Annotated in this window: 21 protein-coding genes; 7 read left to right on the forward strand and 14 right to left on the reverse strand. The window is 70.4% G+C overall.

Going from position 1 to position 25,302, the window contains the following annotated elements:
• The first annotated feature begins 10 nt into the window (after positions 1–10).
• Entirely contained in the window at positions 11–1,315 is a 1,305-nt protein-coding gene (locus RIE08_11110) for an inositol-3-phosphate synthase (GenBank protein MEQ8718144.1), read from the forward strand.
• A gap of 1 nt (position 1,316) precedes the next feature.
• Positions 1,317–1,913 carry a class I SAM-dependent methyltransferase gene (locus RIE08_11115; GenBank protein ID MEQ8718145.1) on the forward strand — a complete coding sequence of 199 codons (597 nt, stop codon included), beginning with the start codon at positions 1,317–1,319 and terminating at the stop codon, positions 1,911–1,913.
• Here RIE08_11115 and RIE08_11120 read toward each other — a convergent pair.
• Positions 1,910–2,368: a MarR family transcriptional regulator gene (locus RIE08_11120; protein ID MEQ8718146.1), complete on the reverse strand. Its 459-nt coding sequence runs from the start codon at positions 2,366–2,368 to the stop codon at positions 1,910–1,912. The genes RIE08_11115 and RIE08_11120 overlap by 4 nt on opposite strands.
• A 115-nt stretch (positions 2,369–2,483) precedes the next feature.
• Between RIE08_11120 and RIE08_11125 the strand changes: the two genes are divergently transcribed.
• The gene (locus RIE08_11125) at positions 2,484–3,206 is read left to right on the forward strand and encodes a pirin family protein (GenBank protein ID MEQ8718147.1); all 723 of its coding nucleotides are present in this window, start codon (positions 2,484–2,486) and stop codon (positions 3,204–3,206) included.
• Positions 3,207–3,245: 39 nt separating this feature from the next.
• Positions 3,246–3,746: a VOC family protein gene (locus RIE08_11130; GenBank protein ID MEQ8718148.1), complete on the forward strand. Its 501-nt coding sequence runs from the start codon at positions 3,246–3,248 to the stop codon at positions 3,744–3,746.
• 19 nt (positions 3,747–3,765) lie between these two features.
• On the opposite strand, the gene RIE08_11135 is transcribed toward RIE08_11130, so the two are convergent.
• The 7 genes from RIE08_11135 to RIE08_11165 form a co-directional block, all read right to left on the reverse strand.
• Positions 3,766–4,626, reverse strand: coding sequence for a phosphatase PAP2 family protein (locus tag RIE08_11135; protein MEQ8718149.1), 861 nt, complete (start codon positions 4,624–4,626; stop codon positions 3,766–3,768).
• Positions 4,627–4,796: 170 nt separating this feature from the next.
• A complete protein-coding gene (locus RIE08_11140; protein MEQ8718150.1) occupies positions 4,797–5,855 on the reverse strand; it encodes an enolase C-terminal domain-like protein in 1,059 nt (352 codons plus the stop codon).
• A gap of 13 nt (positions 5,856–5,868) precedes the next feature.
• Positions 5,869–6,699, reverse strand: a complete 831-nt coding sequence (gene menH, locus RIE08_11145; GenBank protein MEQ8718151.1) for a 2-succinyl-6-hydroxy-2,4-cyclohexadiene-1-carboxylate synthase — start codon at positions 6,697–6,699, stop codon at positions 5,869–5,871.
• The gene (gene menD, locus RIE08_11150) at positions 6,696–8,387 is read right to left on the reverse strand and encodes a 2-succinyl-5-enolpyruvyl-6-hydroxy-3-cyclohexene-1-carboxylic-acid synthase (protein ID MEQ8718152.1); all 1,692 of its coding nucleotides are present in this window, start codon (positions 8,385–8,387) and stop codon (positions 6,696–6,698) included. The genes menH and menD overlap by 4 nt, the downstream gene beginning before the upstream one ends.
• The gene (locus RIE08_11155; protein ID MEQ8718153.1) at positions 8,384–9,676 is read right to left on the reverse strand and encodes an isochorismate synthase; all 1,293 of its coding nucleotides are present in this window, start codon (positions 9,674–9,676) and stop codon (positions 8,384–8,386) included. Before RIE08_11155 ends, menD begins: the two co-directional genes overlap by 4 nt.
• Positions 9,673–10,344, reverse strand: a complete 672-nt coding sequence (locus tag RIE08_11160; protein ID MEQ8718154.1) for a MerR family transcriptional regulator — start codon at positions 10,342–10,344, stop codon at positions 9,673–9,675. Before RIE08_11160 ends, RIE08_11155 begins: the two co-directional genes overlap by 4 nt.
• 69 nt (positions 10,345–10,413) lie before the next feature.
• Positions 10,414–11,523 (reverse strand): LCP family protein, encoded by a 1,110-nt coding sequence (locus RIE08_11165; protein MEQ8718155.1) that lies wholly within the window; start codon positions 11,521–11,523, stop codon positions 10,414–10,416.
• A gap of 150 nt (positions 11,524–11,673) precedes the next feature.
• Here RIE08_11165 and RIE08_11170 point away from each other — a divergent pair, with 150 nt between their 5' ends.
• A complete protein-coding gene (locus RIE08_11170) occupies positions 11,674–12,885 on the forward strand; it encodes a peptidoglycan DD-metalloendopeptidase family protein (protein MEQ8718156.1) in 1,212 nt (403 codons plus the stop codon).
• A gap of 50 nt (positions 12,886–12,935) precedes the next feature.
• Here RIE08_11170 and RIE08_11175 read toward each other — a convergent pair whose 3' ends face one another.
• The 5 genes from RIE08_11175 to RIE08_11195 all read right to left on the reverse strand — a co-directional run bounded on the left by RIE08_11175 (position 12,936) and on the right by RIE08_11195 (position 22,369).
• Positions 12,936–13,703 carry a glycosyltransferase gene (locus RIE08_11175; GenBank protein MEQ8718157.1) on the reverse strand — a complete coding sequence of 256 codons (768 nt, stop codon included), beginning with the start codon at positions 13,701–13,703 and terminating at the stop codon, positions 12,936–12,938.
• Between the two features lie 11 nt (positions 13,704–13,714).
• Complete coding sequence (gene gcvP, locus RIE08_11180) at positions 13,715–16,630, reverse strand: aminomethyl-transferring glycine dehydrogenase (protein MEQ8718158.1); 2,916 nt, start codon at positions 16,628–16,630, stop codon at positions 13,715–13,717.
• 78 nt (positions 16,631–16,708) lie between these two features.
• Positions 16,709–18,862: an acyltransferase family protein gene (locus RIE08_11185; GenBank protein ID MEQ8718159.1), complete on the reverse strand. Its 2,154-nt coding sequence runs from the start codon at positions 18,860–18,862 to the stop codon at positions 16,709–16,711.
• A 7-nt stretch (positions 18,863–18,869) separates the two neighbouring features.
• The gene (locus RIE08_11190) at positions 18,870–21,044 is read right to left on the reverse strand and encodes a hypothetical protein (GenBank protein ID MEQ8718160.1); all 2,175 of its coding nucleotides are present in this window, start codon (positions 21,042–21,044) and stop codon (positions 18,870–18,872) included.
• A complete protein-coding gene (locus RIE08_11195) occupies positions 21,041–22,369 on the reverse strand; it encodes an aspartate aminotransferase family protein (GenBank protein ID MEQ8718161.1) in 1,329 nt (442 codons plus the stop codon). The genes RIE08_11190 and RIE08_11195 overlap by 4 nt, the downstream gene beginning before the upstream one ends.
• Before the next feature lie 71 nt (positions 22,370–22,440).
• Between RIE08_11195 and RIE08_11200 the strand changes: the two genes are divergently transcribed.
• Together RIE08_11200 and RIE08_11205 are read left to right on the forward strand one after the other, a co-directional pair.
• Positions 22,441–23,484 carry an ATP-grasp fold amidoligase family protein gene (locus tag RIE08_11200; GenBank protein MEQ8718162.1) on the forward strand — a complete coding sequence of 348 codons (1,044 nt, stop codon included), beginning with the start codon at positions 22,441–22,443 and terminating at the stop codon, positions 23,482–23,484.
• The gene (locus RIE08_11205) at positions 23,481–24,251 is read left to right on the forward strand and encodes a methyltransferase domain-containing protein (GenBank protein MEQ8718163.1); all 771 of its coding nucleotides are present in this window, start codon (positions 23,481–23,483) and stop codon (positions 24,249–24,251) included. The genes RIE08_11200 and RIE08_11205 overlap by 4 nt, the downstream gene beginning before the upstream one ends.
• On the opposite strand, the gene RIE08_11210 is transcribed toward RIE08_11205, so the two are convergent.
• Positions 24,156–25,301, reverse strand: a complete 1,146-nt coding sequence (locus RIE08_11210) for a glycosyltransferase family 4 protein (protein MEQ8718164.1) — start codon at positions 25,299–25,301, stop codon at positions 24,156–24,158. The two genes, RIE08_11205 and RIE08_11210, sit on opposite strands and share 96 nt — an antisense overlap.
• Position 25,302: the final 1 nt, after the last annotated feature.

Below are 25,302 nucleotides of genomic sequence, written 5' to 3' on the forward strand. Positions count from 1 at the left end.
TCATCATGTCATGTCCGAACCTCGCACGATCCCTCCCGCGTCCGGCCGACTGGGTGTTCTGACCCCGGGCCTGGGCGCTGTCGCCTCGACCTTCATCGCCGGTGTCCTGTCCGCTCGCGCGGGCCACACCAAGGCGGTGGGTTCCCTGACGCAGATGGCCCACATCCGCCTCGGTGAACGCAGTGAGGGGCGCAATCCGCTCATCCGTGACTTCGTACCCGTCGCGGGACTCGACGACCTCGTCTTCGGTGGCTGGGACCCGATCTCGGCCAACGCGCTAGAGGCCGCCCGCACCGCGGGCGTACTCACCGACGCCGACCTCGCCCCGATCTCAGGGGAGCTCGAGGGCGTGGTCGCCATGGATGCGGTGTTCGACCGCCGCTGGGTGTCCAAGCTCGACGGGCACCGCGTCAAGGCGGCGGCCACGAAGTGGGACCTCGCCCTGGCCGTGATCGACGACATCGAGCGTTTCCGCACCGACAACGACTGCGCCCGTCTCGTCATGGTCTGGTGCGGGTCCACCGAGGCCTACCAGGAGGCGACCGACGTCCACGCCACCGTGGAGGCGTTCGAGGCCGGACTCCGTGCGGACGATCCGGCCATCTCGCCGAGTCAGATCTACGCCTATGCGGCGCTGACGTCGGACGTTCCCTTTGCCAACGGTGCGCCGAACCTGAGCTGTGACCTGCCCTGCATGCTGGAACTGGCACAGCGGCGAGGTGTGCCCATCTGCGGTAAGGACTTCAAGACCGGCCAGACCCTGATGAAGACGATGATCGCTCCCGGCCTCAAGACGCGGATGCTGGGCCTCGAGGGTTGGTACTCGACCAACATCCTGGGAAACCGCGACGGTGAGGTCCTCGACGATCCGGAGAACTTCAAGACCAAGGAGATGTCGAAGCTCGGCGTCCTCGACACCATCCTGCAGCCCGAGGTGTACGACGACCTCTACGGCGACATCTCACACGTCGTGCGGATCAACTACTACCCGCCCCGGGGCGACAACAAGGAGGGGTGGGACAACATCGACATCTTCGGGTGGATGGGCTACCCGATGCAGATCAAGGTCAACTTCCTGTGTCGTGACTCCATCCTCGCCGCACCGATCGTGCTCGACCTCGCCCTGTTCCTCGACCTGGCTGCCCGCGCCGGACAGTCGGGGATCCAGGAGTGGCTGAGTTTCTATTTCAAGTCACCACAGACCACTGGTGACCTCCCCCCTGAGCACGACCTCTTCATCCAGCACACGAAGCTCAAGAACACGCTGCGCGAGTGGATGGGGGAGCCACCGGTCACCCACTCCGAGGCGGACTGAGATGGACCGCACGGCGTGGAACGAACGCTACGGGTCCACCGAGCTCGTCTGGAGCGAGGGCCCGAACGCGTTCCTCCCGACCGAGGTCGCGGGTCTCGCGCCCGGGCGGGCGCTCGACCTCGCATGTGGAGAGGGACGCAACGCGCTGTGGCTCGCCGAGCAGGGCTGGGACGTCACGGGCGTCGACTTCTCCGAGGCGGGGGTCGACAAGGGTCGGCGCTTCGGCGACGAGCGCGGCATCACCGTCGACTGGCAGGTCGCCGACATCACCGTATGGCGGCCCGGTGCGCCCTTCGATCTGGTCGTCATCTTCTACCTCCAGTTGCCGGCGGAGGAGATGGCGACCGTCCTCGCGATGGCGGCGGAGGCCGTCGCTCCCGGTGGAACGTTCCTGCTCGTGGCCCACGACCGGTCCAACCTCGAATCCGGCTACGGGGGACCGGGCGACATCTCGGTGTTGCCCACGCCCCAGAGCGTGGTGGCTGCGATCAACGGGCTCGAGGTGGAAACGGCGCTCGTCGTCGAACGGCCGGTTGACACAGCCGAAGGCGAGCGGATCGCCCTGGACACCTTCGTGCGGGCGCACCGCCCGGCCTAGTCATCTCGGGTCGCGGCAGCCGCGGCGATCGCCCCCAGGGCCCGGCCGAGGATGTCCGGGGCCGTCCCGATCGCCGCGAGGGGTGCGCCGATGTGGCGCGCGATGCCAGCGAGATGTGTGGGCGCGGCGCGGCGGAAACGACGCCGCCCCGCCGGGGTGAGGACCGCGAGCCGGCCGCGCCGGTCGCCGGGGTCGTCCTCGCGCGCGACGAGCCCGGCACGGTCCATGCGGTCGACGAGGCGGGTGCAGTTCGAGCGCGAGACGAGGAGACGGTCCGCGAGATCACCCATGCGCAGACGCCCACCGTGTTCGTGGAGCTGGAAAAGCACGTCATACCACTCGAGGGGCAGGTCGTGGGCCGCCCTCAGCTCTTCGTCGAGCGCCGTCGTCGCGCCCCGGTGCGCCTCCAACAGGGAGCGCCAGGCCGTGAGCGTCGCCGGGTCCGGGCGTGTCATGACGTCACGGTAGGGAAATATCATTGCACTTGCAACGGTTGGGCATGGTGTCAGAGGATGTCGTCGTCCGGCGGATCACCAGATGCCCCCGGACGGCACGACGAGAGGATTCGACATGTCCACAGCGACCATCGACGTCAGGCGGGCCAGGGACCGCTTCCACACCGACATGGGGTGGCTCGACTCGTGGCACAGCTTCAGCTTCGGCGGCCACTGGGATCCGGGGAACACCGGCCACGGGCTTCTCATCGTCTCCAACGACGACCGTGTCGCTCCCGGCGGCGGATTCGGAGCGCATCCCCACCGGGACATGGAGATCGTCACCTGGGTGCTCGAGGGCGCGCTCGAGCATGCCGACAGTGCGGGCAACACCGGTGTCATCGTGCCGGGCCACGCACAACGGATGTCGGCGGGGACGGGCATCGTCCACTCCGAGATGAACCATTCCGCCACCGAGCCCGTGCACTTCCTGCAGATGTGGGTGGTGCCGGACCGAACGGGCCTGGAGAGCGGATACGAACAGGTCGATCTCACCGACCGCCTCGATGCCGGGGGTCTCGTCACGGTGGCCTCGGGTGAAGGCGACACCGAGGGCGTTCACATCAACCAGTCGGGCGCGACGCTACGGGCCGCTCGGATGACCGCCGGCGACACGTTCGCCGTGCCCGAGGACCCCTACGTGCACCTCTTCGTCGCCCGCGGTGCCGTCACGGTCGGTGAGACGATGCTCGCCGAAGGAGATGCCGTGCGGCTGACATCGGCGACCGGTCTCGACGTGACGGCGTCCGGGAGCAGTGAGATCCTGCTGTGGTCCAGTGACGCCGAGGCCCGACGTTGAACCGTGCGCACGAGACATGAGACATGGAGAGCAGAACCGATGACAGACACCACCGCACAGCCGTCCCGTGATGACGAGTGGGAGCGCCTCCGGGCCGCCCACCTGCGGCCCCGCTCTCAGCGGCCGGCTTCCAGCGCCCGGGGTGTGCACCACCAGGCGCTGATCTCCAGCGACGTCGAAGCGACGATCCGCTTCTATCAGGAGCTTCTCGGGTTCCCCCTGACCGAGTTGTTCGAGAACCGGGACTACCAGGGATCCACGCACTTCTTCTTCGACATCGGCAACGGCAACGCGCTCGCGTTCTTCGACTTCCCCGGCCTGGATCTCGGCGAGTACGCCGAGGTCCTGGGCGGCCACCACCACCTCGCCATCTCGATGGATCCAGAGGAATGGGATGCGGCCCGGGCGCGCCTCGACGATGCGGGAATCGACTACATGCTGGAAAGCGGAACGTCGCTCTACACGGCCGGTCCGGATGGCGAGCGCATCGAGTTGATCGCCGACCCACTCGGACACATGTACGGCTCCGACATCGGCTGAGCCGGGCGAGCGGGCGCGCTCAGGTACAGGCCACGCGTCTGGACGTCTCGTCCGCAGCGTCGCGCTCGACCCGCTTCATGATGCGGTGCGCAATGTAGAGGCCGAGAAGCGAAACGGCGCTGCCGGCGATGGCGTCCACGATGAAGTGGTTGCCGGTGAACACCACCGCCAGTGCCATGAGCAGGGCCGGAACCACAGCGGCGATCTTGAGCACGATCCACGGCGACGCCTGTGCGAGGACGACGCCGACGATGACCAGCCAGCCCACATGGAAGCTCGGCATCGCCGCGAACTTGTTGATCAGCCCCGACGGATGTCCGATGAGGCTCGAGCGGGACGCATCGCTGACGGTGTCCGTGAATCCGTCGAGGAAGCGTGGGGGAGCGACAGGGAAGAAAGCGAAGATCACGAGACCGATGCCGCCGGACACGAACAGCGCGTTTCGCAACATGACGTAGTGCTTCCTGGAGAAGCGGTAGAGCCCGGCGAGCGAGCCGATCAGCACCGTCCAGTAACCCCAGACGTAGACGACGTTCCAGAAGTCGATCCACGTCTGGCTGTCGAGTATCAGGTTCTGTGCGCGTTGTTCCCAGGCGATGCCGAGTTCGTGTTCCCACTCCAGGAGGCGCCGGGCGTTGTCGAACGCGAGTGATTCGGCCCCCTGGGTGAAGGCACGAACGCCGAGGTAGAAGAGCAGGCCCATCGCGACGAGCACGATCTGCCCGACGAGGCCGCGCCAGGGAGCGTTGGACTCCGAGGTGCGATGGGGGAACAGCGCTGGTCGCAGGTACGCCCAGAAGCCGCCGGGAGCCGGTTGGGCGGCAGTGTCTGCACCTTCGGCCGACGTCTCACACGTCTGGCTCGTTTCGCCTACGCCCATAGCTCGTCCTATCGAATCCCGGTCATCGTCGCCAACCCGCAACGGCCATCATGTGTTCCGCGCGGCGGTTGTCGTGCGAATCCCGTTACCTGGCTTGCGATTGTAACACGATCGCAAGATGGATGTCGGCAGTATTCGATCTCGGCCGGAGAACGGTCGGGTCCGGGCGCTTACAGGTCGGGATCGAAACCGATTCCGGAGCCCTCGTCGACTCGAACGGTGGGTGACAGCCCCCAGGGGGGGTCGGTCACGTCGGCGGCCAGGAGTCGCCCGGTCGAAAGGCCGTGGCGCTCACCCTCCGCGCCCGCGACGGCGGCCACCACGGCGGCGGTCGCCCGGGCCACCGCGCCGTCCAGCAGCGACGTGACCACGATCCGCGTCCCGGGAGCCCGCAGGGCGAGGGTCGCGCGGGTGACACTCACCAGGTCGCCGAGTCTGGCCGGCTTCACGATCACGGCGGGTGCCGCGTCCGCCGCCCGGCGCAGGTCGCTGAGATCCTCTATCGACTCGTCCACGGCGACGGGCACCTCGACCAGGGCGGCCACCTCTTCGAGCGCGCGCAGCCCGGATGTGGGCTCCTCGAGGAGGTCGATGCCGAAGGGGCCGAGTGCATCGACCGCCGTGCGCGCCATCTCGAGGTCCCAGGCTCCGTTGGCGTCGAGACGGATTCGCACGTCCGAGCCGACGGCGGAGCGCACGGCCGCCACGCGCGAGACGTCGTCCGCCAGCGTCGCAGCGCCGACCTTGAGTTTCACGGTGTCGAAGCCGTCGGCGACGGCGAGTTCCGCCGCGGCGCCGACCTCCTCGGGCTCGTCGCCTGACAACAGTGCGCCGGAGGCGACCGCACGGCGGTAGGGGACATCGAGGCGGGCGGCCACCTCCGCGCTGAGGCACCGCCGCGACCGCCGGGCCAGCAGGTCCAGGAGGGCACCGGTCGCCGCGAACCGGGCGGCCGCGACGTCGTCGAAGCGGTTCATGACCGCCGCGAGAAGCGACTCGGGGTCTTCCGGGTTGAGTGCCACGTCGACGGCCAGGGTCTCCAGATGCGCTGCGATCGCAGGCGCACGGTGGACGCCGAAGCCGGGAACCGGTGTCGCCTCCCCCCAGCCGCGATCGCGACCGTCGTCGAAGGAGACGATCACGCCGTCGAGCGCGTCGTGGGAGCCGAGCGTCGTCGTCAGCGGCCGGCTGAGGCGGACGGTGATCTCGTGGACCTCGGCCTCGATCATGGTGCGAAGACTGTCACAACGAAGCGACGAAAGTGGCTACGGAGCGGGCCACGTCGACCGGGCGCTCGAGGTGGGCGGCGTGCCCGGCCCGGTCGATCACGCGTGCCTCGCCGGCCGGGGTGAGCTGGGCGAGTTCGTGTGCGATCGCCCGGTACTTCGCATCGAGCCCACCCGCCAGGAACAGGGCCGGCGTGTCCAACCGGGCGAGGCGGTCGTGCAGCGGCGCCATAGAGCCGGTACCGCCTCCCCGGAGGCTCCGCGCGAGACCCTCCGGAGAATTGAGGAGCTTCTGGTCCCGGATCCGCGCCAGGGCCTGCGGTCCGAGTGAGGCCTGGGTCGCGAACAGCGGCAGTGCCATCCACCGGTCGACGAAGGCCTCGAGCCCGTCTCTTTCGATGTCGTCGGCCAGAGCTGCGTCCGACGCCCGCCGTTCCGCACGGGCGAGCGGATCGGTGAGACCCGCCGTGGCGCCGATGGTGACGAGTCCCGCGACGAGGTCGGGCCGGCTGCACGCGAGCGTCAGCGCAATCCTCCCGCCCATCGAGTAGCCGACGAGGACGACGTCGCCGAGTTCGAGTGCCTCGAACAGGCCGACCAGGTGACGCGCCACCGCTTCGGTCGAATAGGCCGAGGTGTCGTCGGGCACGGCGGATCCGCCGTGCCCCACGAGGTCGACACTCAGCACCCGGTGTGTGCGACGGAGAGGTACCGCGAGCGGCTCCATGGCAGCCGCCGAACCGGTGAAGCCGTGGAGCAGGACGACCACCGGCCCGCCGTGACCGGGCGGATCGAGTCGTGAGCGGAGCTCCACACCGTCGATCTCGACGCGTATCTCGCGGCTCACGGTGGAGTGGTCGCGGCTGTCACCGCGGCCATCGCGGCGCGCCTGCGCCGCACGGCGACGGCCGTGTCGACCGGCACCTCCACGACATGGATGCCGCCGGTGGAACGGGCACCGTGGAGCGCTGCCACGAGGCCGTCCGCGTCGCCGACCCGGGTGTGGTTGATGCCCGGGAAGGCTCCGATGGCGGCGAGGTCCACGCCGTGAGGGGCGTGGAACAGTCTCCCGAAGGAGTCGGCCGGAAGGCTGTCCGCGATCGGGAGGAGCGAGAAGATCCCACCGCCGTCGTTGTTCGGGACGACGAAGGTGGCGGACAGCCCGAGGCGAGGTCCCGCGAGCAGACCACCCAGGTCGTGCAGGAGGGCGAGGTCGCCGAGGAGTGCGACGACAGGGCCAACGTCGGCAGCGGCCGCGCCGAGTGCGCTCGACACGATGCCGTCGATCCCGTTGGCGCCGCGGTTGGCCAGGACCCGTCCGGGGCGGTCGCCGATCGCGAGGAACGTGTCGGCGTCGCGAATGGGCATGGAACTGGACAGCCACAGCACGCCGTCGTGGCCCATGGCGCGACCGACCGTCGCAGCGATCTCCGGCTCCCCGAAGACGCCGTCCGCCAGTGCGCTTCGGCGGGCCGTGTCAGCGGCGGCGCTGATGGACCTCCAGTGATCACTCCAGGTCCGGTCGGCTGACTCGTCGACCCGGGTGGTCGCGACGTCGAAGAGCGCCCCGGGTGCCGCATCGAGGGCGGCGGTGAAGGTGAACGACGGCTCGTCCCAACGGCCGCCGTCGCCGACGAGGACGACCTCGTCGGCGGGTCGGTCCGCCATCCACGTGTTCAGGGCCTTGCTGGTCGGCGCAGGACCGATCCGGACGATCACATCGATGGAATCTGGTCGGTGCGCGAAGAGGTGGTCGCCGGAGCCGAGAACCGCTGCGCCGTCTCCGGGGAGCACGCCGCTGCCGACGTCGGCGATCACCGGCCAGCCGGTCTTCGCCGAGAACCGGCGTATCGCGACCGCCGCGTGGGCGTCGAGGTCGGCCGGGCCGACGACGAGCATGCCGCGGGGCCGCTCGGCCAGGGCCACCAGGAGGTCGATGTCCGCGGCGTCGGCACCGCGGGTGCGGGCCGAGGGCGCAGAGAAGTGCTCAGCGGTCGGCTCCACCTCCCCGTCGGGGTGCAACGGGTCACGGAAAGGAGCGTTGAGGTGGACGGGGCCCGGCCGGATCCCGGAGGCCACCGCGACGGCGCGCCGACCCGTTCGTTCGAACCATCCCGGGCCGGCCTCACCGGCGACGGGCAACTCGGCGAACCAGCGGACATGACGGCCGTAGAGCCCGATCTGGTCGATCGTCTGGCCGGCGCCCCAGTCACGCAGTTCGGGGGGCCGGTCCGCGGTCACCACGACGAGGGGGATGCCACGGTGATGTGCTTCGACCACCGCCGGCAGGTAGTTGGCGGCGGCCGAACCGGACGTGCAGATCAACGCGACCGGGCGCCGCGCCGCACTGGCCAGGCCGACCGCGAAGAAGCCGGCGGAGCGTTCGTCGAGGTGCACGGTGACCCGGGCGTCGGCGCGCGCGTCCGCGGCGATCGCCAACAGGGCCGACCGCGAGCCGGGGGACACGACCAGATCGCCCACACCCTCGCGGACCAGTCCTGCGACGAGGGCGCGGGCGGACGTCAGGCCCGTCACGAACCGAGAGCCGTACCGAGCGCGTCGAGCTTCACGTCGGTCTCGGTGAGTTCTGAGCCGGGTTGTGAGCCGGCGACGATCCCCGCCCCCGCGAAGAGATGGGTGACACCGACGCCGGGGTCGATCACCCCGCTGCGCAGACCGACGTGGAACGAAGCCGCGCCCCGTCCGTCGATCCAGCCGACCGGCCCCGCGTACCAGCCGCGGTCCAGTCCCTCGTGGTCCCTGATGAAGCGGCGGGCGGCCGCGGTCGGCGTGCCGCACACGGCGGGGCTCGGGTGGAGTGCCCCGAGGATCTCGATCACGTGGCGTGAGTCGGGGTCCAGCGAACCGGATACCGGGGTGTACAGGTGCTGGATTCCGGGAAGGCGCCGGATCTCCGCCACGGCTGGCGGGTCGAGACGAACACCGGCGGCGGCGAGTTGGCGCCGCAGATCGTCGACCACGTAGGCGTGCTCGGCGACCTCTTTCGGATCGGCGGCGAGTTCGGCCGCCATCAGCGTGTCGTCCGCGTCATCGCGACCTCGCGATCGCGAGCCGGCGACGGCTGCCGAGGTGACGTGTCCGGCGCCGTCATGGGCGAGAAGCAGCTCAGGGCTCGCTCCGAGGAAGACCCGTGGTCCGCGCCGGAAGGCGAAGATCGCACAGGACGGCTGGCGGGCGGCGAGCCCCGCGAGCACCTCCGCGACGTCCACCGGACCGTGGTGGGTGCGGCGGCGCGCGAGGACCACCTTCTCGAGACGATGTGCGCTGATCTCGCCCAGTGCGGTCGTCACCAGGTTCGTGTACGCCTCGCGGTCCTCCTCGACCGCCCGCGCCGCCCCGGTCCCACGCCTCGCCATGGGCGGGTCGATTGCTGCGACGAGGTGGTGCGCGGCGTCCGCGTCGCCGCCGCGCACGATGCAGGTCGTCGTGGCGGTGGGATCGATGTCGAACGTGAAGACGGGCAGTGTGAGCGCACCGCACGGATGGTCCGCCCAGAGATCGTCGGGGGTCTCGCCGCAGTCGAAGGAGAAGCCGCCGAACCAGCGATCGCTTCCGCTGTCGGCGCCGGTCGTCGAGGACAGGCCAGCGGCGACCTCGGCGAAACGAACGGCGGGGGAGTGGCTGGTGATCTCCGCGGCGGCTCCGATTCCGACGGTGACGGTGGCGGTGCCCGGTTCGCGCCACAGCACGGCGCGATCCCCGGGAGCGTCGGCGAAGAGGCGCCAGGGGTCGACCGTCGCCGCCATCTGCACCTTTGTGGCCCCGGGGGCCACCAGTCTGGTGCTCGTCGTCGCGGGGCTCATCGCACACCCTCCCCGGGCGTGTCGCCGCCGGTGGCCTGGCCGAGTGCCTCGCGCAGCAGGCTCGCGTTGAAATGGTGGGCGACCAGACTCACGGCCAGGGGGACGAGGCGCTCCACGTCGGTGGCAGCGGCGTCGCGGTCGCCACCGAGCGAGCGGCGGAACAGTCCGACGGCCTCACGGCTCAGCTCGGTGACGTGGCCGGCGTGGCGCAGCGCGAGGTGGGCCAGGGCCTCGGCGTCGATGCCCGCGGCGAGCAGAGCTCCACCGGCGCGCAACATGTCGACGACGTCGGGCGTGAAACGCTCGGGGTCCCGGCCGGCGGCCGTGATCAGGCCGGAATCGACCACGAGATCGACCACCTCGTCGCTCACTCCCGAAGCTGCGCCGAGATCGGACCGGCTCAGGCTCGCCGTCTCGGTACCGGCGAGTCGGGTCAACACGTCGAGCACCGGGTCCGCGCCGTCGTCGAGGGTTCGGATCTGGTCGAGGGTGAATCCGGCTGCAGCGAGGCGCCGTATCCGTCGCAGGCGTGTCAGGTGATCGGGCTCGTACCACGCGACGCGACCTTCACGCAGCGGCGGTGGGAGGAGATCGCGCTTCTGGTAGAAGCGGATGGTGTCCACAGAGCAGTCGGCCTCGGCGGCCAACTCGTCGACGCGGTAGCGCACGCCACGATTGTAGGAGTGACCACTCCCATTGTCGCCCCGAGCCGGGCGCGTCAGGCGTGTCCGTTCGCGTCAGCGGAAGCGGCCCAGCACCTCGTCGGCCCCGGCGTCCAGACCGAGCACCGCCGCGCCGCCCGAGGTGGTGAACGGGAAGGTCGGGAGCTCTACGGTCTCGGGGTCGAGCCCGCGCAGCCGGCGCGCCAGGCCGAACGCGTCACGCAGGCCCAGGTCGTCGTCGAGTCGGATGTTGCCGGCGAGCGCGTCGAGGATTCCGAGCAGGGTGAAGGGGTTGCGAGTCCCGCCGATCTCGTCGAAGACGGCCCGCAGGAAGGTCTGCTGGCGCTGTACGCGGCCGAGGTCGCCGGAACCGTCGACGACGTCGCGACCGTCTATCACCTCGGTGTAGCCGCGGGACCGTACATAGGCCAGTGCCTGGTCGGCGTCGAGATGCACAGGGCCGGTCTGCGCGACGCTCAGACCCGAGGCGGGGTCGTAGGCGGGGTTCTCGAAGGGGATCGTGATACCGCCGAGGGCGTCGACGAGGCCGAGGAACCCGGAGAAGTCGACCTCGACGTAGTGCTGGATCGGAATCCCGAGGCTTCCCTGAACCGTCCTGATGAGTGCGGCCGGTCCTCCCGCGAAAGCTGTGTTGATGCGTTGCTCGGCTCCGCCGTCTATCGGCAACCACAGGTCGCGTGGCAGGGCCATCATCATGGTTCCCTGAGCCCCACCGACCCGCAGAACGACGACGGTGTCCGTGCGTTCACCGCTCACGGTCCCGTCACCGAGGATCACCCCCGCGTTGGGGTTGTCGGCGGAGATCCCGTCGCGGGAGTCGGTCCCGACCACCAGGTAGTTGGTGCCCCCGCCGCTCGCGGGCGCGAGTGACTCGGAGACGTCGACCCGGTCGATGCGGCCCCACAGCACCAGGGCCCAGATCGAAAAGGCGCCGACGATGAGCACCGTCACGGCGGCGGCGGCTGCGGCCCACCAGACCCACCGACGCCGCCTTCGCTCCGGCGCGTGTGGAACGCTGTCGAAGGGCTCGTCGTCGGATGGCGCGACGATGGGTGGCGGCGGCGGCGGAGGTGAGCCCTCCACGTCCCGGCCGCCCCGCAGAATCGGGGGTGGCGGGGGTGGCGCGTCGTCCTGATCGCCCGGCGGATGGTCGTCGTCGTGCACTGCGGTCTCAGGCTAAGGCTGCGGCGCCCTTCGCCGCAGGACACGGCCGTCTATCGTCGGGCGAGTGTGGTGTCCAGCTCCCCCCGGGGTACCTCTGTCGGGGGCCGGGTTGCTACGATCACAATCTCCACACCAGCCCCAGGCGTTGACATGAGCAACAGGACCTCCATGCGATCACTCGCAGCCCGCGCCGCGGGGGCCGTACTCGCCGCGGCTGTGCTCTCCGCTGTCGGCGCGCCCCTCCTCGCGCAGGAGTCGATCGACGAGGCTGAGGAGCTCCGCGAGGACGCCCGCAACGCCCAACTCGATGCCGAGGTCCGGATCGAACTCCTCGAGGCCTATGACGACGATGTCGTCGCGGCGCTCGCCGCGGCGAACGAACTCGTCGAGCTCCAGCGTGCACGGGTCGAGGCGGTACAACTCGAGCTCGATCAGGCCCGCACCGAGCAGCGCCAGGTCGAGATCGCCCTGGAATGGGGGGCGGTGGATCTCGAGACGCTGCGCGAGCAGGCCCGGATCGTCGCGGTGGAGGCATACCTGACCGCCGGGGACCGTCAGCGCACGGAGTTCGTCCTTTCGGCCGACTCCGTCAACGAGGCCGCCACCCGCCTGGCCATGCTCGACGCCGTCTCCGATTCCGCCACGGAGGTGCTCGAGCAGCTCCGGGTCGCCACCGACGAACACGATGCCGCGCTCGCGTCCGTCGACGAGTTGATCGCCCGGATCGAGCGCACCGAGGCGGAGCTCGCCGTCGAGCTCGCGGAACTCACCGAGCAGGAAGCCCGCCAGGCCGAGATCAAGGCCGAGCTCGACGCCAGGATCGCGGTGTGGGAGGAGGAGCTCAGCGCCTTCGAGGCTGAGGAGGCGCGCCTCAGCAGCTTCATCGTCCAGACCCAGGCAGCCCAGGCCGCGGCGGCTGCGGCGGCCTCGGCCAGAGCCAACGGAACGTTCGTCCCGGATCTCAGCGCCGTGTCGACCCAGGGATTCGTCTACCCGACCGCCGGCGGGATCAGCTCGGGATTCGGACAACGACTCCACCCGATCCTCGGCTACTACCGGATGCACAACGGCATCGACATGGGCGGGGGATTCGGAAGCCCCATATGGGCGAGCAAGGGCGGCGTCGTGATCTCCGCCGGGTGGAACGGCGGCTACGGCAACGCGGTCATCATCGACCACGGTGACGGTGTCGCGACCCTCTACGGCCACCAGTCAGAGCTGTTCGTCTCCACGGGCCAGAGCGTCAGCACGGGTGAGCGGATCGGATCGATCGGCTCGACGGGCCTGTCGACCGGACCGCACCTGCACTTCGAGGTGCGCGTCGCAGGCGCCCCCGTCGACCCGCTGCTCTTCATGCCCTGAGGGCGGCGGATCCCCTGTTGTCGCTCTTCATGCCCTGAGGCCGGCGTCGCTCAGCCGGCGCGGCGAAGGGTGAGACGGAACCGCAGAACTTCGCGCAGAGCCCTACCGGCGAAGCGGGCGAGGCGCCATACGGCGGCGCCTCCCTGCCACATCGTCCCCGTCGCCTCCTCGCCGCGGCGCACCCGGTGGCGGACTTCGATCTCGACGTGGGCGACACCGGAGCGCGCCTCGAGCATCGTCAACAGGACGTGGGGCACCAGCGCGTCCGTGTCGACATCGCCGAGGAGGTCGGCGAGAACCGGTGCCCGGTAGACCCGGAAGGGGCAGTTGACGTCGGCGCGTCGGGCCCCGAAGGCGAGCCGGCTGAGGACGACCAGGAGACGGCTGAGCACCACCCGGAACCACGGGTCCACCCGTGCGACGCGTCGGCCTGTGGCCACGTCGGCGCCGGCACGCACCGCTGCCAGTAGGGGGGCGAAGTCATCCGCCTCGAACTGGCCGTCGCCATCGACCTGGGCGACCACATCCGCTCCGAGCTCCAGGCAGCGGCGGTAGGCGCGCACCACGGTGGGACCGTGACCGCCGTTGACGGCGCCTTCGTCGACGATGATCTCGACTCCCGACGGAAGACCGGAGACACCGCGAACCACATGGAGCGTGTCATCGGTCGACACGTCGTCGGCCACCACCAGCGAGACGCGTCCCGCCTCGCCAGCCAGGGCATCCGCGAGCTCGGACAGGAAGCCCGCGATCCCGTCCGCCTCGTTGTAGGCGGGGATGGCGACAGCGAGATGGTCGATCCGACGGAGTCCTGGCACGGCTCCGGACGCTATCGGTGGGAGCTCGGTGACGCGTCGCGGTAGGAGTCGAGCGACGGGCAGTCGCAGGCGAGATTGCGGTCGCCCCATGCCTCGTCGATCCGTCCGACCGGGGCCCTGTACGTCCCGTCGGACAGTTCCGCGGGGCCGTAGGTCGCGATCGAGCGCGGGTACGGGCGGTCCCACTTCTCGGCGCTCAGATCGGCGACCGTGTGTGGCGCCCGGCGCAGGGGACTGTCCTCGAGGGACCATCGCCCGTCGACGATCCCGTCGATCTCCGCGCGGATGGCGATCATCACGTCGCAGAACCGGTCGATGTCGGCGAGCGACTCGGACTCGGTCGGCTCCACCATCATCGTTCCCGCGACCGGGAACGACACCGTCGGCGCGTGGATCCCGGCGTCCATCAGGCGCTTGGCCACGTCGGCCACGGTGACCCCGGTCTCGTCGCGTACCGGGCGCAGGTCGATGATGCACTCGTGGGCGACGCGGCCCGACACCCCCCGGTACAGGACGGGGAAGTACGCGTCGAGGCGTTCGGCGACGTAGTTGGCGGCGAGAATCGCCACCCGGGTCGCCCGGGTCAGGCCCTGCGGGCCCATCATGGCCAGATACATCCACGGGATGGGCAGGATGCCCGCCGACCCCCAGGGGGCGGCGGACACGGGGCCGGGGCCCGATCGGGGCCCGGCATCGGCGACGAGAGGGTGGTTCGGGAGGTGGGGGGCCAGGTGGGCCTTCGCCGCGACAGGACCGACCCCCGGACCGCCTCCACCGTGGGGGATGCAGAACGTCTTGTGCAGGTTCAGGTGCGACACGTCCGCCCCGAACTCGCCGGGCCGGGCGAGCCCCACCAGCGCATTGAGGTTCGCACCGTCGAGGTAGACCTGTCCGCCGTTGGCGTGGACGATCTCGCAGACCTCGACGATGCCGGGCTCGAAGACGCCGTGGGTCGACGGATAGGTCACCATCAGTGCCGCCAACTCGTCCCCGGCCTCCGTCGCCCTGGCTCTCAGGTCGGTGATGTCCACGTTGCCGGCCTCGTCGCAGTCGACGACGGTGACGTCCATGCCGGCCATCACCGCGCTAGCGGCGTTGGTGCCGTGGGCCGAGCTCGGGATGAGGCAGATCCGGCGCTGTGCGTCGCCGCGCGAGCGGTGGTACCCCCGGATCGCCAGCAGGCCGGCGAGTTCTCCCTGGGATCCGGCGTTCGGCTGCAGGGAGACGGCGTCGTAGCCGGTGATCTCAGCGAGCCAGGACTCGAGATCGGCGAAGATGCGCCGGTAGCCGACGCTGCGTGAGTCCGGAGCGAACGGATGGATGTTCGCGAATGCCGGCCAGGAGATCGGTTCCATCTCGGCAGCGGCGTTCAGCTTCATGGTGCACGAACCGAGGGGGATCATCGTGCGGTCCAGGGCGAGATCCCGGTCGCTCAGGCGCCGCAGCCACCGCAACATGGCGGTCTCGGAGCGGTGCTCTGCGAAGACGGGGCTCGTCATGAACGGACTGCTGCGGGCGAGGCGACCGAGCGCTTCTGGTCGGCCCTCGTCCAACTCGGCGACGTCGGTCTCGTCGAGGGCGAGCCCGAGCGCACGCCAGATGGCGGTCACCGTCGCGGCGTCGGAGGTCTCGTCGAGGGCGACGGCGACCGTGTCGGCGTCGACGCGCCGGATGTCGTAACCCTGCTCGACGGCGGAGGCCACCACCGCGTCGGCGCGGCCGGCCACCTCGAACGCGACGGTGTCGAAGAACGCCTCGTGGCGGAGTCTCACCCCTTGGCGGCGCGCGCCGTCGGCCATGACCGCCGCGAGACGGTGGACCCGCGACGCGATTCTCCGGAGGCCGTTCGGGCCGTGGTACGCACCGTACGCGGCCGCGAGGACCGCCAACAGGACCTGGGCCGTACAGATGTTGCTCGTGGCCTTCTGGCGGCGGATGTGCTGCTCACGTGTCTGCAGAGCCAGGCGTAGCGCGGGTCGGTCGTCGACGTCGCGCGAGACGCCCACGAGCCTGCCGGGGAGCGCACGTTGGTACTCGTCGCGGACGGCGATGGCGGCTGCGTGCGGGCCACCGAAGCCGAGGGGCACGCCGAAACGCTGCGTAGACGCGACCACGACGTCCACGTCGTGGTCACCGGGCGGAGTCACGACGCAACAGGCGAGCAGGTCGACCGCTGCGGCCACGAGTGCGCCCCGCTCATGGGCGGCGGCGACGAGCGGAGCGAGGTCGCGAAGCTCGCCGGTCGTGGTCGGCTGCTGGACGAGGACTCCGAATGCCCCGTCGACCGGTTCGGCGGGATCGGCCACGACGATCTCGATACCGAGTGGCTCGGCGCGCGTCGCGACGACGGCGATCGTCTGGGGGTGGCATGCCTCGTCCACCACGAACCGTTCGCCGGGTGCATCACTGTGGACACGGCGCAGGAGTGTCATGGCCTCCGCCGCGGCGGTGGATTCGTCGAGCAGCGATGCATTGGCGAGTTCCCTGCCGGTCAGGTCCGCCACCATCGTCTGGAAGGCGAGAAGCAGCTCGAGACGCCCCTGGGATATCTCGGGCTGGTACGGCGTGTAGGCCGTGTACCACGACGGGTTCTCCAGGATCATGCGCCGCAGCACGGGCGGCGTCACGGTGTCGTGGTAGCCCATGCCGATGAGCGGCCTGACCACCTCGTTGGTCCCGGCGATGGCCCGCAGGGCATCCAGCGCCGCGACCTCGTCGATGGCCGGTGGCAGATCGAGTTCGCGGGCGCTCCGGATGGCCGGCGGCACCACCGCGTCGCTGAGCGCTTCGAGCGACGCGGCACCTACGACCTCCAGCATTCGCGAGATCTCGGTTTCGTCGGGACCGATGTGGCGGGCGACGAAGGCGTCGCGCGCGGTCAGGTCCTCGAGGGAACGGCGGAGGTCGTCGGAAGGGGTCGTGGTCATCGTCGGATCGCCGTCGACCCTATCCAGCTGCGACGGTCGGCCGATAGCCGATCGGAGCAAATCGTCGGGGTCGCGGGATCATCGCGGCGGTGCCGCTACGAGGGCCTCGTCGATGGCCACCGCCAGATCGGGGGCGAGCCAGGCCGAGTAGGTGTCCGTGAGGTGGTGGACGTCCTTGTAGGTCACGATGCCCGCTGCGGTGACAGCGGCGCACCGTCCGCCGGGACAGACGATGTCCGCGCCGTCGATCACGGCGAGGCCCGACGTGGAGGCGGCCGCGTCGATGATGCGGTCGAGACCGGCCAGAGGCGTCACCGCGAACGAACACGCCGAGGGATCCGCGAGGTTCGCCGACAGGCACTCGGGTACGTCGACGTCGTGGCGCGTCCCGTCGGGATCCACCGAGACGGAGCGGGGCGTGTCGAGGATCACGACGACGTCACCTGCGACGTCCAACAGACGCTCGTAGGTCGCCCGGCTCGCTGCGGACCACAGATCCGCCGATGCGGGGTCGGCGTCGTCGACCTCACGGCCCTGCTCGTCGAGCAGACCGACGGCGTGGAAGGAGATGTGGGTGAACACGACGAGATCGGGCTCGATCTCGGCCAGGTCGTCCATGACGTTACGCGCCCAGGCGGCACAGTCCCGGTACGGCTCGCGCAGACCGCTGTTCCACTGCGGCGGAAGCCCGATGTAGGGCGCACAGGCACTCTTCGTGCTCGAGATGAGGCGCCACGAGCGGGCCCGTGCGATGCCGGCGAGGGCCTGTTGCCAGTTCAGTGCGTGGCTGTCGCCGATCACCGCCACGACGACGGAACCATCGGGGTCACCCAGCTCGCACCACTGCGGCTCGTCGCCGGACCAGTCGAGGTGCCCGCAGGCATCGCGGTCGTCGGCGGCGTCGCGCGGGGTCATCGCGAACGGGCCGTCGGGTCGCTGCGGTATCGGACCGGCCGTGGCCGCTGCAGCGTCGGCGGCGCGCGGGGGACCCGGGCCATCGCCGCCGTCGGCCCGGATGTCCCCGGCATCTACCACGCGCACGACGGTGTCTCCGCCGGTGTCGACCGAGCCCGCGACGACACCCAGCGTGAGCAGGGGCAGGACCATCGCCGCGCCCCCCAGCGTCAGGCTCGCGCGCCGCGAAGCGAGTCCGCGAGCGTGGCGGACGGGGTCCTCCACGAGTCGCCGCGTCACGACCGCGAGGGCGAGCGAACCAGCAGCTGCGAGGGCCTTCACGAGGTTCTCGTCGAGTGGGCCACCCCCGCGGCGGTTCCAGAGGATCGCGATCCCTATCGCAGGCCAGTGCCACAGGTACCAGCCATAGGAGTTCCGTCCGATTGCGACCGGGAGCCGCGAGCCGAGCGCGTCGTGGACGGTCGAGCCCCGCCCACCCGACACGATGATCAGAACCGTCCCCATCGTCGGAACCAGGGCCCACGTGCCGGGCCAGCGTGTGGACTCGTCGACGAGCAGCGCCGCCGCGACGATCACAGCGAGGCCGGTGGCCGCCGCGACCGCCGACCACCGTCGGGGTAGTGACACCGACAGCGACGACTTCGGGCTCATGGCGAACGCCACGAGGGCGCCGGCGCCCATCTGCCACAGGCGTAGATGCGTCCAGTAGTAGCCCGCCGCGGCCGTCGACGACGCCGAGGCTCCGAAGGAGACGACGACCCCCACGGTCAGGACCGCGAGGATCGCACCACGCCTGCGGTGCGGCGCGTAGCGCGTCGTCAGGGCGACCACGATTGCGAACAGAACCGGCCACACGACGTAGAACTGCTCTTCGACCGACAGCGACCAGTAGTGCAGCAGCAGAGAGTCCGTGACGTCGGTGTCGGTGTAGGCGGTCGACTGGCCGGCGAAGCGCCAGTTCGCGAAGTACAGGAGCGCGGCTCGAGCGTCCCCGAACAGGCGGTCGCGTGCGAGCGGAGCGACCAGCACCGCTCCCGCGGCAACCGTCGCGGCGAGGACCAGCACGGCCATGGGGAGCAGACGGCGCACCCGGCGGGCCACGAACGAACCCAGCGAGAAGCGTCCCGTCGAGTCGACCTCGACGAGCATCAGGCTGGTGATGAGGAAGCCGGAGATGACGAAGAAGACGTCGACACCGACGAACCCGCCGGAGAACCAGGGCACGCCGGCATGGAACAGGACGACCACGCCGATCGCGACGGCGCGCAGCCCGTCGATGTCGCCGCGGTAGGGAGGGCGGTCCGCTCGGGGGGTCATGGCCGGGTCAGCCCGGTGGTCCGACTGTCGCAGTGGTCCGGGGTCCCGGGTAGGGCGCTGCGGGTGGAATCACCTCCAGGTGGTCCACCACGAGTGCGACCTTCGCCAGGGCGTCGCGGGCATCGGCGACCTCGCGCTCCAGACGCGCCCGCCAGTCACGCCCCCGCGTGTGGTCGAAGACGATCCGGGTCAGGGTCGGTGCACCGAACGCGATTCTCAGAGCGACGAGCGGATGGTCGTCGGAACCACCGACCCGGACCGGTTGGCCCAGATCGAACTCGCGTCCCGCGAGCTCGCGTGTCGGGCGGTCGAGCGTCGGTGACAACTCGTCGCGCAGGTCGATCCTCACCAGACGGTGAACCAGGGCGAGACGGGCCGCGTCGACGGGCAGCGTGGTCCGGGGGTCGATCACCGCGAAGGTGAAGATCGTCGGTAGGTCGTCGAGACCGACGTCGTCCGAGGTGGGCTCGCGGGTGTACGGGCTCACCACCAGCTCGACCCCGGGTGTCTCCAGGACGACGCGCCGCAGCTGGACGGCGAGCTCGCGCAGGATCTCGTCCCGCAGCGACGGCGACAGGGACAGGAACGAGCCCATCTCGTCGAGTGCAGCCTCCCAACGCAGCACGAGTCCCAGGTTTGCGACGTGTGACGCCCCCAGGTGAGCCAGCTCGGGGGGAAGACTCACCGAATCGAGGTGATCGCCAAGATTCGGTCGCGGGGTGGCCGCGCTGAGCCGGTCGGCGTGGCCGCGGGGCAGGATCACCGCGCCGGAGAAGGGGGGCCCTGCGAAGAACTTCGATCCCGTCACGATCACCATGCGGCCGGCTTCGACATGGCCACGGACCGTCGCCTGGTCCACTCTCATCTGTGCCGCGTCGACCAGGACAGCGATCCTGTCGCCGTGACGGGCCTGGAGATCCTCGACGCACGTCACGGACGGAAGGCGGATCCCGGTCTTCGATCCGTCGACGAGGTGGACCAGGACGTGGCGTCCGGCTGTCACTGCGGCGTCGGCCGCGGCAGTCACGTCGGCATCGACGGCGGATGTCGCCCGCAGGGAACCGTCGCTTTCGCGGACCGCCACCGTCGCCGCCTCGATGTCGAGGCCGCGGAACGGCTCAACGGCGATGCGCGTGTCGACCGGCCCGCCGAGTGGGGTGTGGAGACTGAAGTGGCGACCACGTGCCGCCGGGAGCGTCCCGCTGCCGACCTCGCGCGGAGCCACCACGATCGTCGTCACGGGGGCCCCCGCCGCGGCGCAGACGGCCGCCAGCAGGGCGACGTACTCGGCGTCGGTCCCCGACGGGGTGGGCACGACGGACGCGCCAGCCGCGCGTAGACCCAGCGCGGCGCCGAGGCGCTCGCGTACCCGGCGCCACTCTGCGGTGAGAACAGCGGCCCGGTTGCCGTCGAGGGATGCCCGCAGGAGTCGACGGCGCAGAGTGGAGGCCGCCGCGTAGGCACGTTCGGTCGGAGACGAGGCGGTGCACGACGAGAACGACGAGACCCACGGGGTCGGTCGTAGCGCCACGCCGTAGGGGTTGCGCCCCGTCGACCAGTCGATCGCCTGCCGGTCGTCGCCGCCGACGGACAGCAGGACGTTGGTGGGCAGCGCGAGGTCCAGGGCCGGCCGAGCGAGTCGAACCGCACGTTCGATCGTGGCCGCGTCGGGTTGGATGTCGGTGCCACGCTCGATCAGGGCCTCGGCGAGCTTGCGGGAGAGATCGGCATCGTGGGCCGCGGCCGCGGGCGCAGCGGCTCTCGTGTGGACCCTTCGGGCGACCTCGACGCTGTTCGGCGGGACCATCGATGCGTCGATTCCGTCCGCAGCCGACACGATGCCGACGTAGGCGACTGCCGTGAGGTGGGCCAGCATCCGGTAGGCGAAGGCCACCGCCTCGTCGTCGGAGTCGTCGTCACGCTCCAACTCGGCAAGTTCCAACGCCTCGCGGAGGTGCAGTGCGGCGAGCGTCGGGTCCGTCGCGACCGACGGAGCCAACTGGATCCGATCGGACGTGACGACGAACGGCAGGCCCCCGTCGGGGAGGCTCACGTCGAGGGACCACCCGGCGAGCAGGGGAGCGAACTCCGGAAGCCCACACACCTCCAAGAGCGCGAGCGGGTGCGGACGTCCGCCCTCGGGCGTGTGTTGGACCGGCGGGCGGACGGGGTGCACGCTCACTTGAGCCGCCCGTCGTAGACCCGATCGAGAGCGTCGGTGATGGCAGCGGCCACATCGGTGTCGTCGTCGCCCAGCTCCGCAACCACGCCGTAGGCCGCGGCCCCGCGGTTCTTCCCCGGTGGTGGGGCGGCCGCGGCGGCGGCACGGAGATCGGCGAGGAAGGCGTCGGCGACGTCGACCGTGTGTGTCGGGTTGACGATCAGGTGCAGGCAGTCGGGGTCCCGCTGACGATCGATGCGCCAACCGGACTCCTCGAGCGTGTCCGCCACGGCGAAGACGTCGTGGTGTCGCGAACCGAACGCCATGACGCTCATCGCCGGATCGCCGAGAATCGAGAAGCCGTCGAGCGCCGTGATGCCCTCGCGGAGGCGGTCGGTGACGTCCATGATCGATGCGAATATCGACTCGTAGCCGTCGCGACCGAGGTGCCGCAGACCGGCCCAGGCCGCGGCGATGACACCGCCGTTGCGTGAGCCGAGCAACGTGGGAGAGCCGAAGGAGCCACCCGGCCAGCCGATGTGGGTGAAGTACTGGTGCCGTCGCAGATCCCTGTCGCGGTAGAGCACCGTCGATGCACCCTTCGCGGCGTAGCCGTACTTGTGCAGGTCCGCGGAGATCGACGTGACGCCGTCGACCTCGAAGTCGAACGGGGCGACGTCTCGCCCGAGGCGACGGATGAACGGGAGCGCGAAGCCGCCGAGGCACGCGTCGATGTGGAGTCCTGTTCCGCGATCCGCTGCCAGCTCCCCGATGTCGGCGATCGGATCGATCACGCCGTACGGGTAGCACGGCGCCGAGGCGCCGACCACGGTCGTCTCGGGTCGCAAGGCGGCTTCGATCTGCGCGAGATCGGCCCGCAGATCCTCGCCGATGCCGGTGACCGTGACGTCGTAGCCGAGCAACTGCGCCCCCTTGTGGAACGCAGGGTGGGCGGTCACCGGGACGACGAGGTGGGGTCGCGTCCCCTCACCGCCGGCGACACGACGGTCCCTGTACGCCTTGAGCGCCAACATGATGCTCTCGGTTCCACCCGATGCCATGGTGCCCCCGGCTGTGGAGCGGTCCGCTCTCAGGAGATCCAGCGCGACCGCGACGATGTCGGCCTCCATCGTGGCGAGGCTCGGGAACGCCGAGGGGCTCAACCCGTTGGTCGATGCGTACAACCGGTAGGCGGCATCGAGCAGTTCTTTGTGGTCGTCCCCGGCGTGGTAGACGAGCGACCAGGAACGTCCATCGCGCCACGCGACGTCACGCGTGCCGAGGCTCTCGAGGTCAGCGAGGATCTCCGCCGGGTCCAGGCCCTTGTCGGGGAGTGGTGAGGTCATGTGCTCCGGGCGGCGTCGGGTGGCCCGTCGGTAGGATGCCACGATCCCGTCGCAGAGCCGGGACCCATCCCATGATGCGTCGTCTCTTCCACTCACTCCCCGCGCCCGTCCGCCGGGCCCTGCGGTCCTGGCGCGTCCGCCGGGATGCAGGAGCCGACGGCAGCGCCGGTCGTGCCGCGGCACCGACTCCTGCGGACCCGGCGTCCGCCGCGCTGGCCGAGATCTCGGTCCCGGCCCACCACGCGGTGTGGAGCGACGTGACCGAGGCCCGCCCGTCCTACGTCTACAAGCTGCACGAATCACGCCGTCGCAATCGACTCGTCCGGGCGATGGGATCAGCGCATCCGATGTGGGCGGTCAACTCGAAGGCTCAGGGTTACCGCTTCGCGGCGTCGCTGGGCATCGAGCACCCGCGCACAATCGCCACCTTCGACGACCTGTCCGCCCTGGACCCGTCGCTGCTCGGTGCGAGATTTCTGATCAAGCCCCAACAGGGGTCGACCAACCGCGGGGTGTTCGGCCTCGTCGCGGCCCCCGACGGCGGGTACCGAGACCTTCTCAGCGGTCGGGCGCTCTCATGGGACCGGGTCCACCGGGAGTACCGCTCCCACGTGAACGACGGGGCGATCTCGGCGGCCGGCATGGTGGAGGAACTCCTGGCGTCGTCGGACGGTTCTGGCGCCATCCCCGACGACTGGAAGGTCTACGTCTTCGGCGGACGCGCCGTCGTCACCATGCAACGACGGATGAACGCGACCGCTGACCGGTCGAAGTGGCGCTTCAGGATCTGGACACGGGAATGGAACGACCTCGGTCCGGTGAAGTTCGTCGACCGACTCGACGACACGCTGCCCGCACCGGTGCATGCAGCCGAGATCATCGACGCCGCGGACCGCATGGGCGATGCACTCGATCTGGCGTTCGTGCGCCTCGACTTCTACGACACCGACCGGGGCGTCGTCTTCGGGGAGGTCAGCCCCCACCCCGGCCCGCCCGAGGTCTGGCACCCGGCGGTCGACGAGATGCTCGGTCGGCACTGGGAGCGGGCCGAGGCGGCCACCGCCGTAGCCGACATCGCCGGTGGTCGATGGGCCGACCTCGAGCGGCACCGGTGAGCGAACCCCCCGGGCGTCTCGCCCGTGAGGCGGAGTTCCACGACAGTCTGTTCGCGCGCGGTGGCCGGGAGTGGCTCGGGGGTGTCAACAGACTGCAGGCCCCGGCCAGGGACCTGTTGGATCGACGGCTGCGGGCCGGGCCCCGACCGGGCGTCGTCGTGGAAGTCGGTGTCGGCCGGGTCAGCCGTCTGGCGGACCCCGGGATACGGCGCGGTGCGCTCGGCGTGGCACTGGATATCTCACAGGTCGGCCTGCGGCGCGCCGCCGTCGCCGCCGGGTCCGACGTGGCCTTCGTCCGCGCGGACGCCCAGCGCCTGCCGCTGCGGGATGGCGCTGTCGACCTGATCGTCGGGACTTCGATCGTGCACCATCTCGACGTGGCCACGACGGCGGGGGAGATGGCCCGCGCCCTGAGCGCCGACGGGCGGGTACTGCTGTTGGAACCGCGGGTGGGTAGCCCGCTGCTGCGGCTGTTCCGGAGGTTCACCCCGGGGTTGCGGTCCGCCGACGAGCATCCGCTGACGCCCCGCGACATGGCGACGTTGCGCGCGCGGTTCACCGCGTCGAAGGTCGACGACTTCGCGCTGACCAGCCTCGCGGCCGCACCACTGCTACGGAAGGGAGTCGGGGGTGCCCTGGCCGGCGCCCTCGGACGTCTCGACCGCGTCGTGCTACGACTCGCGCCCGCCCTCGGCCGCTGGGCCTGGATCGCGGTCATCGAGTTGGCCCGGCCGCGTCGCGGCTCCGGCCACGAAACCCTCGAGTAGCGCGACGAAACGGGGCCCGTCGGTGTCCCAGGACCACCGGGCCGCGACGGCATCCCGACCGTTTCGGGCGAGGCGAGCGCGTCGCTGGTCGTCCCCGAGCAGATCTGCGACGGCATCGGCCAGCGTGGGAGGGTCGAAGTCCGCCACGACGACGCCGCACCCGGCACTTCGCACGATCTCGGTTGCACGGGTAAGCGGAGTCGTCACGACGGGAACACCGTGAGCCGCGTACTCCAGGATCTTGGTGGGCACGGAGTGGCGGTAGTTGGGGAGGTCCCCCAGCGGGCTCAGACCCACCGAAGCCCCGTCGATGGCACGTAGGACCTCGTCGTTGGGCACGAAGCCGTGCATGTGCAGATCGCCGCGCGCGTCCGCGTCGCGGACGAGGGCCGCCACGTCCTCGTCGACGGGCCCGTAGAGGTGGATGCGCCCGCGCAGCCGCTCGTCGGACGCGAGCGCGACGAGGGTCAGCGCTCCGCGCCCGCGTGACACCCGCCCGACGTAGACGACCCTGCCGTCGTCGGGTGGTGGGACCTCCACGGGTTGCCACGGAGTGTTCGGCACCACCGGCGCCCCGGGCCACTCGTCGCGGTAGCCCTCTTCCGCGAGGATCACATCGACCCGACGGGCCAGCACCCTCAGGGCGCGCCGCGCCGCCGCCGCGACGACGGGCCGCAACAGTCGGGGGATCCACCGCTTCTCCCCGATGGCCGCCGGGAGGTCCTCGTGAACGTCCCACACGGCAACGCTGAAATGGGCGGCTCCGAGCCCCATCAGGAGCTCCGGGTCGTGGCCCACGATGAGGTCGACGTGCCCGTCCAGGTCCCGAATCGTGCGCCACGCGGCCCGCTGGGCGCGCAGTCGCTTCCGTCCGTGGGCTCTGGGCAGGCGGATCGATGTGACCGAGGGGTCGGGATCTCCAGGACTGTCCGCAGGCCACGGCGCGGCATACGTCACGCGATGCCCGGCGCGCAGCAGGGATTCGATCTGGCGCTTCCGGATGCGGGCATCGCGGGGGTCGTGGACGACGGTGACGACCAGGACGTGCACG

The sequence above is a fragment of the Acidimicrobiales bacterium genome (assembly GCA_040219085.1).
Classification (GTDB): domain Bacteria; phylum Actinomycetota; class Acidimicrobiia; order Acidimicrobiales; family JAVJTC01; genus JAVJTC01.

What these genes read in the sequence shown, in the direction of transcription:
- RIE08_11125 (MEQ8718147.1), top strand. Translation starts at nt 2,484, where the DNA reads ATGTCCACAGCGACCATCGACGTCAGGCGGGCCAGGGACCGCTTCCAC.
- RIE08_11135 (MEQ8718149.1), bottom strand. Translation starts at nt 4,626, where the DNA reads ATGGGCGTAGGCGAAACGAGCCAGACGTGTGAGACGTCGGCCGAAGGT.
- RIE08_11140 (MEQ8718150.1), bottom strand. Translation starts at nt 5,855, where the DNA reads ATGATCGAGGCCGAGGTCCACGAGATCACCGTCCGCCTCAGCCGGCCG.
- RIE08_11170 (MEQ8718156.1), top strand. Translation starts at nt 11,674, where the DNA reads ATGAGCAACAGGACCTCCATGCGATCACTCGCAGCCCGCGCCGCGGGG.
- RIE08_11200 (MEQ8718162.1), top strand. Translation starts at nt 22,441, where the DNA reads ATGATGCGTCGTCTCTTCCACTCACTCCCCGCGCCCGTCCGCCGGGCC.
- RIE08_11185 (MEQ8718159.1), bottom strand. Translation starts at nt 18,862, where the DNA reads ATGACCCCCCGAGCGGACCGCCCTCCCTACCGCGGCGACATCGACGGG.
- gcvP (MEQ8718158.1), bottom strand. Translation starts at nt 16,630, where the DNA reads ATGACCACGACCCCTTCCGACGACCTCCGCCGTTCCCTCGAGGACCTG.
- RIE08_11195 (MEQ8718161.1), bottom strand. Translation starts at nt 22,369, where the DNA reads ATGACCTCACCACTCCCCGACAAGGGCCTGGACCCGGCGGAGATCCTC.
- RIE08_11130 (MEQ8718148.1), top strand. Translation starts at nt 3,246, where the DNA reads ATGACAGACACCACCGCACAGCCGTCCCGTGATGACGAGTGGGAGCGC.
- RIE08_11115 (MEQ8718145.1), top strand. Translation starts at nt 1,317, where the DNA reads ATGGACCGCACGGCGTGGAACGAACGCTACGGGTCCACCGAGCTCGTC.
- RIE08_11120 (MEQ8718146.1), bottom strand. Translation starts at nt 2,368, where the DNA reads ATGACACGCCCGGACCCGGCGACGCTCACGGCCTGGCGCTCCCTGTTG.
- RIE08_11110 (MEQ8718144.1), top strand. Translation starts at nt 11, where the DNA reads ATGTCCGAACCTCGCACGATCCCTCCCGCGTCCGGCCGACTGGGTGTT.
- RIE08_11155 (MEQ8718153.1), bottom strand. Translation starts at nt 9,676, where the DNA reads ATGAGCCCCGCGACGACGAGCACCAGACTGGTGGCCCCCGGGGCCACA.